This window comes from Vibrio phycocola (assembly GCF_053850235.1).
On record NZ_JBSQDJ010000001.1, the window covers coordinates 717,954 to 731,696 of the forward strand.

At 41.2% G+C, this 13,743-nt stretch carries 10 protein-coding genes; 7 read left to right on the top strand and 3 right to left on the bottom strand.

The window, feature by feature from the left end; translation table 11 throughout:
* The first annotated feature begins 35 nt into the window (after nt 1-35).
* A complete protein-coding gene (locus ACWU4D_RS03230) occupies nt 36-1,568 on the top strand; it encodes a sigma-54 interaction domain-containing protein (protein ID WP_456049936.1) in 1,533 nt (510 codons plus the stop codon).
* Nucleotides 1,569-1,693: 125 nt separating this feature from the next.
* The gene (mobB, locus tag ACWU4D_RS03235; RefSeq protein WP_456049937.1) at nt 1,694-2,194 is read left to right on the top strand and encodes a molybdopterin-guanine dinucleotide biosynthesis protein B; all 501 of its coding nucleotides are present in this window, start codon (nt 1,694-1,696) and stop codon (nt 2,192-2,194) included.
* A gap of 113 nt (nt 2,195-2,307) precedes the next feature.
* Here mobB and ACWU4D_RS03240 read toward each other — a convergent pair whose 3' ends face one another.
* From ACWU4D_RS03240 to ACWU4D_RS03250, 3 genes are all read right to left on the bottom strand, one after another.
* Complete coding sequence (locus ACWU4D_RS03240) at nt 2,308-3,045, bottom strand: sulfite exporter TauE/SafE family protein (RefSeq protein WP_456049938.1); 738 nt, start codon at nt 3,043-3,045, stop codon at nt 2,308-2,310.
* Nucleotides 3,046-3,280: 235 nt separating this feature from the next.
* Nucleotides 3,281-4,498 (bottom strand): MFS transporter, encoded by a 1,218-nt coding sequence (locus tag ACWU4D_RS03245; protein ID WP_456049939.1) that lies wholly within the window; start codon nt 4,496-4,498, stop codon nt 3,281-3,283.
* Between the two features lie 131 nt (nt 4,499-4,629).
* The gene (locus ACWU4D_RS03250; RefSeq protein WP_456049940.1) at nt 4,630-5,715 is read right to left on the bottom strand and encodes an ABC transporter ATP-binding protein; all 1,086 of its coding nucleotides are present in this window, start codon (nt 5,713-5,715) and stop codon (nt 4,630-4,632) included.
* Nucleotides 5,716-6,032: 317 nt separating this feature from the next.
* Between ACWU4D_RS03250 and ACWU4D_RS03255 the strand changes: the two genes are divergently transcribed.
* The 5 genes from ACWU4D_RS03255 (at nt 6,033) to ACWU4D_RS03275 (ending at nt 13,731) form a co-directional block, all read left to right on the top strand.
* The gene (locus ACWU4D_RS03255; protein WP_456049941.1) at nt 6,033-6,953 is read left to right on the top strand and encodes a carbohydrate ABC transporter permease; all 921 of its coding nucleotides are present in this window, start codon (nt 6,033-6,035) and stop codon (nt 6,951-6,953) included.
* Nucleotides 6,953-7,804: a carbohydrate ABC transporter permease gene (locus ACWU4D_RS03260; RefSeq protein ID WP_456049942.1), complete on the top strand. Its 852-nt coding sequence runs from the start codon at nt 6,953-6,955 to the stop codon at nt 7,802-7,804. Before ACWU4D_RS03255 ends, ACWU4D_RS03260 begins: the two co-directional genes overlap by 1 nt.
* A gap of 180 nt (nt 7,805-7,984) precedes the next feature.
* Nucleotides 7,985-9,211 (top strand): ABC transporter substrate-binding protein, encoded by a 1,227-nt coding sequence (locus tag ACWU4D_RS03265; protein ID WP_456049943.1) that lies wholly within the window; start codon nt 7,985-7,987, stop codon nt 9,209-9,211.
* Between the two features lie 108 nt (nt 9,212-9,319).
* The gene (locus tag ACWU4D_RS03270; RefSeq protein ID WP_456049944.1) at nt 9,320-11,434 is read left to right on the top strand and encodes an alpha-galactosidase; all 2,115 of its coding nucleotides are present in this window, start codon (nt 9,320-9,322) and stop codon (nt 11,432-11,434) included.
* A gap of 350 nt (nt 11,435-11,784) precedes the next feature.
* The gene (locus ACWU4D_RS03275) at nt 11,785-13,731 is read left to right on the top strand and encodes an ATP-binding cassette domain-containing protein (protein ID WP_456049945.1); all 1,947 of its coding nucleotides are present in this window, start codon (nt 11,785-11,787) and stop codon (nt 13,729-13,731) included.
* Nucleotides 13,732-13,743: the final 12 nt, after the last annotated feature.

The following is a 13,743-nucleotide window of genomic DNA, read 5'->3' on the forward strand; positions in this document are numbered from 1 at the left end:
GCTTCAAAACAGCACAGTATTTAGCATGGAAACGAATGGATAATAACCTATTTTATCGCCAGGCCGTTGAGGCATTAACTGGAAGTTTAAACATTGAAGAAAGCTTGAAAAATTGTATTAATTTCTTGCGTGATGTTATCCCTGCAGATGTGTTGTCTGTCCATTTATGGGACGAGAATTTATGTTCCCTACGGATATTAGCCACAGCCGATAAACACCATGGGCACCTATGCAGTATTATCATTCCTGTCGAACAAGAAATGCGTCATATCACGCGCTGGGAATATGGTTTGGGTGTCAAAATCATCAATGACTTTGTCGATGATCCCATCAGTTCATTAGTCGAAGATCATATGGCGACTATCTACGGTGATGAGCACTACTCTCACTTGATTTCTCGAGTTAAAATTGGTGACGAGAGAATCTGTGACCTCGTTCTTTTAGCGAAAGGTAGAGGACAGTTTAAGCCAGAGCATGCACAACTGTTCTCGACTCTCGATTCCCCGTTCGGTATCGCGGTTTCTAACAGCTTAAAGCATATCGCGATTAAAGATATGCACTCCAAGCTACTTGATGAACATGAACAACTGAAATCAAAATATAACCAGATTAATCATTACGACGTTATTGGTAGCAATAGTGGTTTAAAGCGTACTATTCAAAAGGTCGATGAAGTTTCTAATACTGATGCTCCTGTACTCATTCTTGGTGAAACGGGCGTAGGTAAAGATGTGATTGCCAATATGATCCAACACAATTCATCTCGAAAATCCCAGCCTTATATCAGAGTGAATTGCGGAGCTATACCAGAATCGCTCGTTGACAGTGAGCTATTTGGTCATGAAAAAGGTGCATTTACCGGCGCTTCGGAACAAAAGATTGGCCGCTTTGAACGAGCGAACAAAGGAACAATATTTCTCGACGAAGTCGGTGAATTATCGAAAGCAGCTCAGGTTCGCCTACTTCGAGTACTGCAAAATGGTGAGATAGAGAGAGTCGGTGGAAAGAAAACACTTAAGCTTGATATTCGTGTTATTGCCGCAACAAACCGCTCACTAGAAGATATGGTTGCGAGCAATGAGTTTCGTCCAGATTTATACTATCGTTTGTGCTTGTTCCCAATTAAGATCCCACCTCTGCGTGAACGCCTCGAAGATATTCCATTGTTTGCCAATTATTTTATCCAGCAATGCCGCAAGAAGTTTAATCTTCCGCCCTCAGAAGTTGCGATTGGTGAAATCGAAAAGTTGCAAAGTCATTCTTGGCCAGGAAATATTCGCGAACTCACCAATGTTATCGAACGCTCAGTGATTGCGGCACACGGTAGGCCAATAATTTTCAATCTAAATCGACATTCAGACGTGGTTGACTTTACACCAGCGGTTAATATCAATCCAAATACCGCTATGTTAACTCTCGAAGAAATTAATCGTGAACATATAAAACGGGCGTTAGCAGTGGCAAATGGAAAGATACAAGGACCAGATGGCGCAGCACAATTGCTCAATATTAATCCACATACTTTACGCAGCCGAATTAAAAAATTAGGCATCTCATATAACGAATAATCCACACTTGCTTTATCAGTATTACTCGTTACTCTAGCGAGGCTAAATTATTCACATTGAGTAACCTTAGTTTTGCGTTACTCAAGTTTCTCATCTCCTATTCTCAAGCAAAAAAGGATAGTTTCATGAATCCGATCTCGATTGCTTTTACCGGCCCATCTGGCAGCGGTAAAACCACCACAATATTACGCATCGCTGAACAACTGACCAAAGATTATCGCTTAGCCATTGTCAAACACGACCCAAGTGATAAGGCTCAGTTCGACAAAGAAGGTAAAGATAGCTGGAAATTTAGTCAAACCGGCGCTGAAATTGTTGTGACATCGCCAACTCGAACAACCTATTTATCACAGCGACCTAGAGAAATTGAGAATATTATCGAGATGTTAGCCGAGTTTGATATTTTGATTGTCGAAGGCTTGAAAACCTTGCCTTTACCGCGAATCGCGATCTTTAGAAATGAGATTGATATTAGTTATTTTTCTTGCTCAGATGCTATTGCCATCGATGACACAATTAACATTGCCGATTATGACGTACCGCAGTCACTAAAGATATTAGATTTGAATAATACGCAACAGCTAATTGATTGGTTATTAGAAAATGGGCAAGCTGTTGTTCGATAAAGGATTTGTTGTTTAAGACGTTATTTATTGATGCACGTTTAGTAAGAATAATCATGCAGCCAGAGAGATTCTACATCGTCACTGGCTGTCAGGTTCAATGGGATGAAATAGGACTAACCCGTCAGGCCTGTATAAAACAACTTCCCACCGGAAATCAGCAAGAAAAAATAGCAAACTTGATAAACTCGCTCTTGGCTGATCACTTTAAGTAACATCGTCCCGATTTTAACGCCAATGGGAGCCAATGGAATCAAAACTAAAGACGTCATTAAGTTTTGATGATCAAAATTACCTAGGTAGGTGTAAGGAATCAGTTTAATCAAATTCATTAAACCGAAAAACACTGCCATCGTACCGACCATCACCATTTTATCGAGCTTTTTCGGCAGCAAATACATACTTATTGGACCACCACCAGCATGAATCATGGCACTCGACAATCCAGATAATGCACTCCAAAACTGTCCTGAGTATTTGTAAGTTTTAAATGTCGCCCCTTTTAGATAGTACTGTGCGCAAAACAACAGTGAGATAGTACCGACAACAAGTTCAACAGCTTGATCGGAGACAAACCCCATAATAAATGATGCCACAATGATTCCCACAATCGCCGGCGGTATCATCATTTTGATTTCACTAAAATCACAATTTTTATAGTGATAACGAATAGCAAATGCATCCATTACACATAGAATTGGCAACAACACAGAAGCAGCTTGCACTGGTGACGTCGTAAAGGCCATCAAAGGCACCGCAATAACGCCTAGTGCGCCACCAAACCCACCTTTACTGATTCCATAAATTAATACAGCCGGTATAGCAGTTAAATAGAAAAGATAATCTGTAATCATAATGAATATTCTTATATAAACTTACATTTACGTATATCAAGTCAATGCTTAAAACACGTTCGCCGCCAGAATCGAATACTGGGGAAGGATTGAGTACTGTGGCGCTAGATTAAATGACTTCAAGTTGGAATACTTATATATGCAACACATTATGATGTAAAAAATATTCGATCAGCAGAAATTAGTTTTTGATATATAGAAGATTGCTGAACACCCTACTCTATGATCAGAGCAATTAATCAAGGTTCTGGTTGTATCGACCACGCGTTAACACCATACGATCTCTCGCGGCCAGATTAATGAATACACCACAGATAGAAGCAACAACGGTGATCATTACCAACGAGGCTGTCCATGAGTCCGTAGCACCATGCAAATAACCAATAATTGATGGGCCTGTTGCCGCTAAACCATAGCCGATACTTTGCGACATGCCTGATAAAGCCGCAGCTTGAAGGGGTGTTTCTGTTCTTAAACCAATAAACGATATTCCGATGATAAAAGTAGAACAATTCGCTAGACCAAATACCCCAACCCATAGAATGGCAAACTGTGGTAACAATATCATCCCAACTGCTCCCAAAACACTTAAGATTGCGGTTAGTGAAACAAGTTGTCGTTGACTACGAACACGAGACAAAATCGGCACCAGTAATAGCCCAGGAACCATGGTTGAAAACTGAAGGAAGCCGTAGATATAGCCTGATGTTATTTCATCATAACCAAAGTCATGTAAAATCTTGGGTAACCAACCGGCAAAAGAGTAAAAGATAAAAGAGTTTAATCCTACACCTAGAGTAAGATGCCAAGCGACAGGACATTTCAGCATTTTAAACATCAACCCGCTAGAATCTGACGTTGTTGTATCTGATGAAGAGGCACCACTCATCTTTTGCGGAATCCATATCATCAAGGCGATAATAGGAAAAAGTAGATTTAAAAACAGCGCTAATTGCCATCCCGTGAATCCATACAACTCTATCCCAGAAATCGGTACCATTAAACTCGAGCTTAATGTTGAACTTACGCCCATAGCGAAAATATAAAGTGACGTTATAACGGCAATTTTGGTCGGAAAATTAACCTTGACGACCACAGGAAGCAGTACGTTACCCACGGCGATTCCCGCACCAAGCATGACCGTTCCAAGGTATAAAAATGACTGAAAACCTAATGAGCGCAGTGTGATGCCAAGTCCAATCAAGACCAAGGCAATGGTAAGTGAAGGGTATAATCCGATACGACGAGAAAGAGACGCAGACATCGGAGAGAAAATAGCAAATGACAACAGCGGTAATGCCGTAAGAAACCCCGCCGCTGAAGAACTTAACGATAATCCTTCCATAATTTGACCAAGCACAGGCGCAACGGCAGTAAATGGAGCACGTAGGTTTAACGCGACAAACAAGATACCTAAAAATGCTAAAATTCTTACTTTATTGCTATTTGACATCGTTGTTTCCGTTATGGGTGGTCGAGTGAATCTGCACATTGTGATTAAATTGCCGACACTCTAACACTGAAATAGAAAAACCCACATAAATGCGGGCTTTTAACGTCAATTAATTTTAATTGATTTGATATCTAGCGTTCGATAGCGATGCCATTTTCATCGAATAGATAGACTTCAGAATCATTGCAACTCAAGGTTAAAGTTTCCATACTCTTAACTTCTTTGTCACCCGCTAGGTGAACTTTAAACCCTTCAACTCCTGAAGATTGACCAAACATGTATGTGCTATTGCCTAAACGCTCTACCACATCACTTTGGAATGTAAGTTTGATTTGGGCTTCGTCGCCAACCAATAGATGCTCTGGTCTAACTCCAAACGTCACTTTATCACCAACAGAGAATGATTTATTTGAACACGAGACAATGAACTCACTATTATCACCCGCACTTAAAGTAACGGAGTCTGACGTCAAAGATTTTACCGTCGTCGGTATAAAGTTCATTTTAGGCGACCCAATAAATCCCGCTACGAACAGGTTTGCTGGCTTGTGATACAGATCCAAAGGTGAACCAACCTGCTCTACTCTGCCATCCCTTAAAACAACAATTTTATCGGCGAGAGTCATCGCTTCAACTTGATCATGAGTCACGTAGACCATAGTATTCTTTAATTTTTGATGCAATTTAGCGATCTGCAAGCGCATCTCGACACGGAGCTCTGCATCCAAATTCGAAAGAGGTTCATCAAATAGAAAGACTTTAGGATCACGAACTATGGCACGTCCAATCGCTACCCGTTGACGCTGTCCACCGGACAACTCTTTCGGCTTACGCTTACGTAACTGGTCAAGTTGCAATGTTTTAGCGGCGGCATCAACCTTAGCCGCAATTTCATCAGCAGGGACGCCGTTCATTTTTAGACCGAAGCCCATATTTTCTTCAACCGTCATATGCGGGTATAAGGCGTAAGATTGAAACACCATTGCCACGCCACGTTCAGCAGGGTCAACATCATTCACTAGCGTATTATCAATATTAATCTCGCCTTCAGTGATTTCCTCTAAACCAGCGATCAAACGTAACAAGGTTGATTTTCCGCAACCAGAGGGACCGACAAACACGACAAACTCACCATCATCTATTTGTAAATCAATACCATGGATTGTCTGAACGCTATCAAAACGTTTAATGACTTTTTTTAACGTAATGTCTGCCATTACAGGCTCCTTTACCCACTTCTACTAAATGGAATGTTTGTAAATGTTCGTTGATGAGCAAAACATACTCTTTTTGCTCGTTGTTGTGAGAAATCAAATTGAAATTGTTGATCGTCATCATACTTCCGAAGCCAACTTGTACGATATCTGTGGAAACGTTTACAAAACGTGAATTCTTCGGTATTAATTTTTTCGTCAATCTCTATGATTTGGATCATACCAGTGCTAATACGTACTGGTTTATATCGCCTTTTTCAGCTCACCAAACACGTCGAAAGACAGGAATTAACATTACCTATTCGATGAAGCGGCAATAAATGGAGCATTCTGTGACAGTTAGCTACCCAAAAAACAATATGCCTTCAGCGCGCAATAAAAAGCTGGTGGGCATCAAATTAGCGCCTTGGCTGTTTTTAACTCCCGCGATGATTATATTTGCGGTCTATGTGATTTATCCGATTATCAGCAGTATTTCATTGAGCTTTTATCAGTGGGATGGATTAGGTGAAAAAACCTGGGTTGGATTTGAAAATTACATCGAGTTGTTCGATTCCGAAGCTTTTTATACGTCGCTTGGCAACAACATCCGTTGGTTAATATTTTATATGTTAGCTCCGCCAATTGGTCTCGCGATTGCCCTATTCCTTAATCAACAAGTTAAAGGAATCCGCGTTGTTAAGTCTCTCTTTTTCTTTCCATTTGTTATCTCTCAAGTGGTAGTGGGTCTTGTGTTCGCATGGTTTTACGACCCAAGTTTCGGTTTACTCAATATCGCGCTCGGTTGGTTTGGTGTTGAACCAATCGCGATACTCGCAAATGAAGATTATGTTACTTACGGAATTATCGCCGCCGGACTTTGGCCACAAATTTCCTATTGTATGATTTTGTATCTTACTGGCTTGAATAATCTCGACCCCGAGCAACTCGAAGCCGCCCGTTTGGACGGTGCTAAGAAATTGAGAATGCTTTGGTATATTGTAATTCCACAACTTAGACCTGCTACGTTTATTGCCATAGTTGTTACCATTATTGGCGCACTACGTTCATTCGATCTAGTCGCCACGATGACCGCCGGTGGCCCGTGGGGCAGCTCATCCGTTCTTGCTTATCAAATGTATGAAGAGTCAATTTTTAACTATCGTATGGGCTATGGCGCAGCGGTATCCGTTGTACTGTTCTTAATTATGGATATCTATATCGCTTACTTCTTGTGGCGTATGTTGAGGAGTGAAAAATAATGTATCCCCAGCCAATTGAAAAAGCCGGTCGCTTCACCAATATTAGCTACCGCGTTGCATTACCGATTTCCATTGTGATGTGGCTATTGCCTCTCCTTGCCGTAATGATGACCTCAATTCGTTCAATCGATGACATCAATAAAGGCAATTACTGGGGCTGGCCAACTGATATTCAGTTTATTGAAAACTATTCGCAAATATTTACTGCGACACCTATGGGTCAATATTTAATTAATAGTTTGTTTATTACATTACCCGCTGTTGCTGGTGCCGTCGCACTTTCCACCTTGGCCGGATTCGCCCTTGCGAAATACAAATTTAAAGCCAATATTTGGATTTTTGCAGCTTTTATCGCGGGTAACTTTGTTCCATTCCAAATACTAATGATTCCAGTACGCGACCTCACCATCGCATTTGGTTTATACGATACCCATTGGGCGTTAATCTTGTTTCACGTCGCATTTCAAGCTGGGTTCTGTACCTTGTTTATGCGTAACTTTATCGTCGGGATTCCAGATGCTCTTATTGAAGCGGCACGAGTTGAAGGCGTGAGAGAATGGAAAATATTCTGGCACATCGTATTGCCACTTGTCCGCCCTGCTCTAGCGGCATTGTCGGTACTCGTGTTCACCTTCATCTGGAATGACTATTTCTGGGCATTGGTATTAGTACAGAGTGACGAAGTTCGCCCAGTAACCGCTGGCTTAAGTGCATTACAAGGTCAATGGTTGGCATCGTGGCAGTTTATGTCTGCAGGCGCTATCGTCGCCGCGATTCCACCAGTAATCTTGTTCTTTACCATGCAGCGCCACTTTATTACCGGATTAACCTTGGGCGCAACCAAAGGATAATTGGCTTTGTGTGACAATACCGGGTATTTGGAATGCCTAAAAAAGAGTATTGTCATGCAGCCTAATCAAAATAGCTATGTGTATTTATTACACCTTAATAACGCTATAAACAACTGAAATAAAAATAAAAACTCTAACGGAAAAACGTGAATCAAAGAACCGGAATAAGGGACTTCTAATATGAAATACATCAAACATATCACGCAAACCATGATGCTTAGCGCTGCATTAACAACAACAGCATTTGCAGGGGAATTGGTGATAAACTCTGACCAATCAGATCCAGCGCCAAAAGCGGCATGGGCTGAAGTCGTTAAACGTTTTGAAGCTGAAAATCCAGATATCACGATCAAATATAATCTATACGATAAAGAAGCCTACAAAACTACGATTCGTAACTGGCTTGCGACGTCACCGCCAGATGTGGTCTTTTGGTATGCTGGTAACCGTATGAAAACCTTTGTTGAACGTGGGCTGTTCGAAGATGTTAGTGACATCTGGCAAGACCAAAACATGTACGATGATTACAAACCGGCCACACCAGCAATGACGGTTGATGACAAGCAATACGGCGTTCCATACACCTACTACCAGTGGGGCGTGTATTATCGTAAAGACCTGTTTGAGCAAAATGGTATTAGCGAACCTAAAACGTGGGAAGATCTAAAATCAGCGGCAGCAACCCTTAAAGCAAAAGATATTGCACCGTTTGCCATTGGCACCAAATACCTATGGACCGCAGCTGGTTGGTTTGATTATCTCAATCTTCGTACCAACGGTTTGGACTTCCACATTGATCTAATGGATGGAAAAATCCCTTACACTGATGAGCGCGTTAAGAAAACCTTCGAGAACTGGAAAGAGTTAATTGAACCAGGCTACTTCCTCGATAACCATGCGTCTTATTCATGGCAGGAAGCGCAACCGTTCCTATACAACGGCAAAGCGGCGATGTACCTTATCGGCAACTTCATTACACCTAGCTTCCCTGAAGAATTAGATGGCAAAATGGGCTTCTTCCAGTTCCCAATTATTGACCCAGCCGTTGCGGTCGCGGAAGACGCTCCAATGGATACTATCCATATTCCATCTAAAGCGAAGAATAAAGAAGATGCACGTAAATTCCTGGAATTTGTCGCTCGTACCGAGAATCAACAATTGATCAACGAACAGTTGTTGCAAATTCCAACCAATACCAAAGCAGAAGCAAAAGACAACGAATTCTTGAATAAAGGCGTTGAAATGCTAAGTAATGCAAGCGGTACTGCACAGTTTTATGACCGTGATACTTCTCCCGCTATGGCGAAAGAAGGTATGAAAGGTTTCCAAGAGTTTATGGTAAAACCTGAACGTTTAGATGCGATCTTAAAACGTCTAGAAAAAGTACGCCAAAGAGAGTTTAAATAAGTCTTAAGCGCTTCTTCGGAGAAAAGAAACCGCAGTCGAATTGGCTGCGGTTTCTTTCTAAATACAATCTGTCCTTCCGTTTTAGTTTTACAAGTTAGGGTTATCAATATGGGAATAATTCATCTATCTAACGCACAAACCAGTCTCGTCATTCTAATTAACCCAATGCCTCAAGTTCTCTATTGGGGTGCAAGACTTGCTCATGTTGATCACACAATCGAACAACTCACTCAACGCGCTATTCCTCAAGCTCGTTTAGACAAAGATATTCCTATAACCCTCTGTCCTGAATTTGGTCGTGGCCTTTATAGCTCTCCCGGTATTGAAGGTTTTCGCACCGATAAAACCGGAAACAATATCGATTGGGCACCGATTTTTTCAGTCCAGAGTGTTGAACATGATGATCACTCAGCAAGGTTTGAATGTAACGATGAGCTTGCGCAGCTTAGTTTAACCATTAACCTTATACTCGATGATGCGGGTGTATTAACGAAGAAAATAACCATAAAAAATGATGGCGAACAAAGCTATCAGCTTGCGCAACTACACAATACTCTTCCCCTACCACACCGTGCCAACGAATTAATGAGTTTTCATGGTCGTTGGAGCCGAGAATTTCAAACCCAACGCGTTTCCCTAGATCACGGTGCGTTTAACCAAACCAATCGCCGTGGCAGAACCTCGCACGAATACTTCCCCGGAGCCATGGTAGGCTGTAAAGGATTTTCTGAACAAACTGGCGAAGTGTGGGGGTTTCACCTAGGTTGGAGCGGCAACCATCAATTGCGCTGTGAAACCAAAAGCGATGGACGCCGTTTTATTCAAATGAGTGAATGGTTAGCGTCCGGTGAAATTACCCTAGAACAGGGTCAATCGTACTCAACACCGACACTGTATGCTTGCTATAGCCAAGATGGTCTCAATGGGATTCGCAAGCAGTTTCATCGCACGGTTCGTGAACATATATTGCGCTTTCCAACACAGAACAAGCGCCCTGTTCATTTAAATACATGGGAAGGAATCTATTTCGACCACGATCCAGATTATATTCAGAATATGGCGCAACAAGCCGCACACATGGGTGTTGAACGCTTTATAATCGACGACGGCTGGTTTGTTGGTCGCAACGACGATCACGCCGCCCTTGGGGACTGGTTTCTAGATCAAACCAAATACCCTAATGGACTTGAACCCGTTATTGAACAGGTTAATAAACTCGGTATGGAGTTTGGTTTATGGGTTGAACCGGAAATGGTCAATCCCGACTCCAATTTGTTCCGTGAACACCCCGATTGGGTACTTGGGATTGAAGGTTACGATCAGCCTAGCGGTCGTAATCAATTTGTGCTTAACCTGCAAAACCCTGCCTGTTTCGACTATTTGTTCGAACGGCTCGATGATCTTCTTTCGACCTACAATATCGGTTATTTAAAATGGGACATGAACCGAGAATTGGTGCAAGCAGCGCATCAAGGTCAATCGGCAACTCGTGGTCAAACTCTCGCCTTTTATCGACTGATTGATCTTCTTCTACGTAAACACCCTAAAGTTGAAATTGAATCCTGTTCATCAGGCGGTGGCCGTATTGATTTCGAAGTCCTTAAGCGCACTCACCGATTCTGGACCTCAGACTGCAACGACGCTCTAGAACGCCAAACCATTCAAAAAGGCATGAGTTATTTCTTCCCACCTGAAGTAATGGGCAGCCATATAGGCCCCGCGAGCAGCCATACAACTCGACGCCAGCACAATATCAATTTACGCGGTATCACCGCACTCAGCGGACATATGGGCGTTGAGCTCGACCCTGTTAAAGAGAGCGACAAAGAAAAAGCCGCATTCTCTCGCTATATCGCACTGCACAAACGTTTTCGGCCTTTACTTCATTCTGGCGAGGTGTTTTATTTGGATTGCTGCGACAACACTCGCAACGTCTATGGAGTTAAAAATGCCAATGAAATGCTGATCACAGTCTGCCAGTTGACGATGCCAGACCATGCTATCCCTGAGCCGTTGCGACTGGATTACCTAGATCCTAATAAGCAATATTCGTTAGAGCTTGTTGATTTTCCAGAAGCAAGCTGGCAACTGATGAAACAAGTGCCACCGTGGATGAAAACGTCAATGAAGGTTAGCGGTGATGTATTAACTAAGATTGGTTTAACCATGCCAGTGCAAGACCCAGAATCGGCTATGATGATTTCTATTAAAGAAATTTCCTGAGTTTATTTATTCAACTTATTTTCATTCCGACAAGTCTTTCATTCACGATATTTACCATAAATCGTATTCGGAACAACCAATTCGTATCAATTAAACGGTTGTTCCTTTACTTTGCCACTTTACTTTCATTCTTTTAACAAAAAATTACTAATTAAATCCACAAGTTATCAATTCTTATCCTATACTCATAAAATACTAGATAAAACTTTGTCGTTCGCAAAATAACTATCCAATGTATTTAAGTGTCCCGCTCCAGGGTTATATAAGTCATTTCACTCATCGAGTGGGTTGGATTGCAACGTCTACAGTTAGCACAGAATATAAGTTGACGTATTCTCTTTGAGGTTTGCATGAAATCAATTATTTCTTTACTGATCAAACAGTCTCAAGCGAAATTCGATTGGAAAGCGTTTCGCCATATAGAAGCTGAAACTCTTGATCAGTATGTATCTCAATTAACCCCTTTCTTTAACGATTCATTGTTTGAATATTCGATTGAGAAAAGAGAAGTCAAATCGGTTAATGACTTACCCGAAGCATTCATTATATCGGACTTAAAGCCCTGCTACGTACAGCGAATTGGGGTTAAGTTGGTTAGCGACGAACATGAAGAAGTGGACGAAGAAACCTTAATTGGTAAAGAGATCGTTTTCATTGAAAGCTATCCAAAAGTCCTTAAGACTAAATCATTCGTCGAAGTCATTTATCAACTTTTTCCCAAAATCAACTTATTGCTGCTCGTCGCGGTACCCTTTATTCTTATTCCAGCATTTTACAGTAACTTATTTAATACTCGTCTAATTTACAACTCACAAATTGCCACCTTGGTATTTGTTACCGCTGCCTTCTTGATCTTGTGGGGTTGTGAATACGGTTTGAAATACTATATAAAACATGTGCACTTGAGAAAGATTGAACATAACTCATTAAAATTCGAGCGTTATCTGCTCGCGCTAATGCCGGGGTTCAAACAAAAAGACAGCCTAACAAAGGTTAGAATGGTCGAGTCAAACCGTAAAGTGATTTGGGACAACCTCCCTGGTCTAATTATGGATGTGACCAGTTTTCTATTAGTCATGGCTCTGCTTTTTCTGTTTATTGGTAGTTATACGTTTGGCTTATTGCTTTTCTATGTGGTTATTATTGCCGCCTCTACGTTTATGCGCTATCGCAACTACAAAGTCTACCTAGAAGTTGAAGCCGCGCAGCAAGATTTATTAAATGAACGCATTTCCTACTACCGAAATAATAAGCAACTTCGCTTTTTAAACACTCAAGCTCTACTGGATAACTTTGAAAAGTCGTGTAAGAAATCCTTTTCAGGGGACCACAGCCTTGCGAGTTTTAACTTCAACTGGGAAGAGTTCGTCCGTGTTAGTTCTTTCTTGGCGAGCTTTTGCTTATTCACCGTGCTGTTTTATACCTCTAAGTTTGATACCAGTGTATTTAATGTGCTGTTCGCACTTCTTATTTTGAATGGCCGAGCTGCTTCAAGTGTAATTAACTTAGTCACTAAAACCTTTTTCATTCTAATTTCGGGACATCATCTAAGGCTTGCGGTCGATGATTTATTCGAAAATCTAGAGCCTAAATTAGTCTCAAAAGGGCTGTATGTTGATGGAATTAGCAGCATCACATTAAAAAACGTTGATATCACCACAGAGCAATCTCCATTATTGTCAAACGTAAACTTAGAGCTAACTAAAGGGAATACTTACGGATTCTTTGGCAATATTGGCAGTGGAAAATCGACATTAGTGTCTACGATTGTCCAATCTCATTCCGAATATAGTGGCACCATTTTATATAATAACTTTTACAACGGCGTCGATATCGACCCGAACGTGTTCTCAAAACAAGTGGTTTTTATTGAACCGGCTACCGACTTTATTCGCGGCACCATTTACGCTAATTTCTATTTACGCGGTGTTACTGATGTCAACAAAATCGCAAAGATATGCAGCCTAGTGTTTCCTCATGCCAACATCGATTATGAGTTCATCTTCCAAAAAGACATTACTCAGATTCCTATGTCGACGGGGCAGAAACGTAAATTGCTTATTTTAACCAGTATCGACACAAACAAGAGTTTGATTGTACTCGACGAAGCTATGTCTAACCTATCGAATGCCGATGTTACCGTCTTACTACAGTACATAAAAAAAGAAGCGCCTCACGCGATTTTAATTGTTATATCACACGATAAAGCGGTGCTGAATTTACTGCCTAATTTGTTTGAAATTAAAGATCAGAAAGTGATATCAGTAAAAAGTTCAATTGTAAAAGTGTCTCAATAACACATAGTTTTT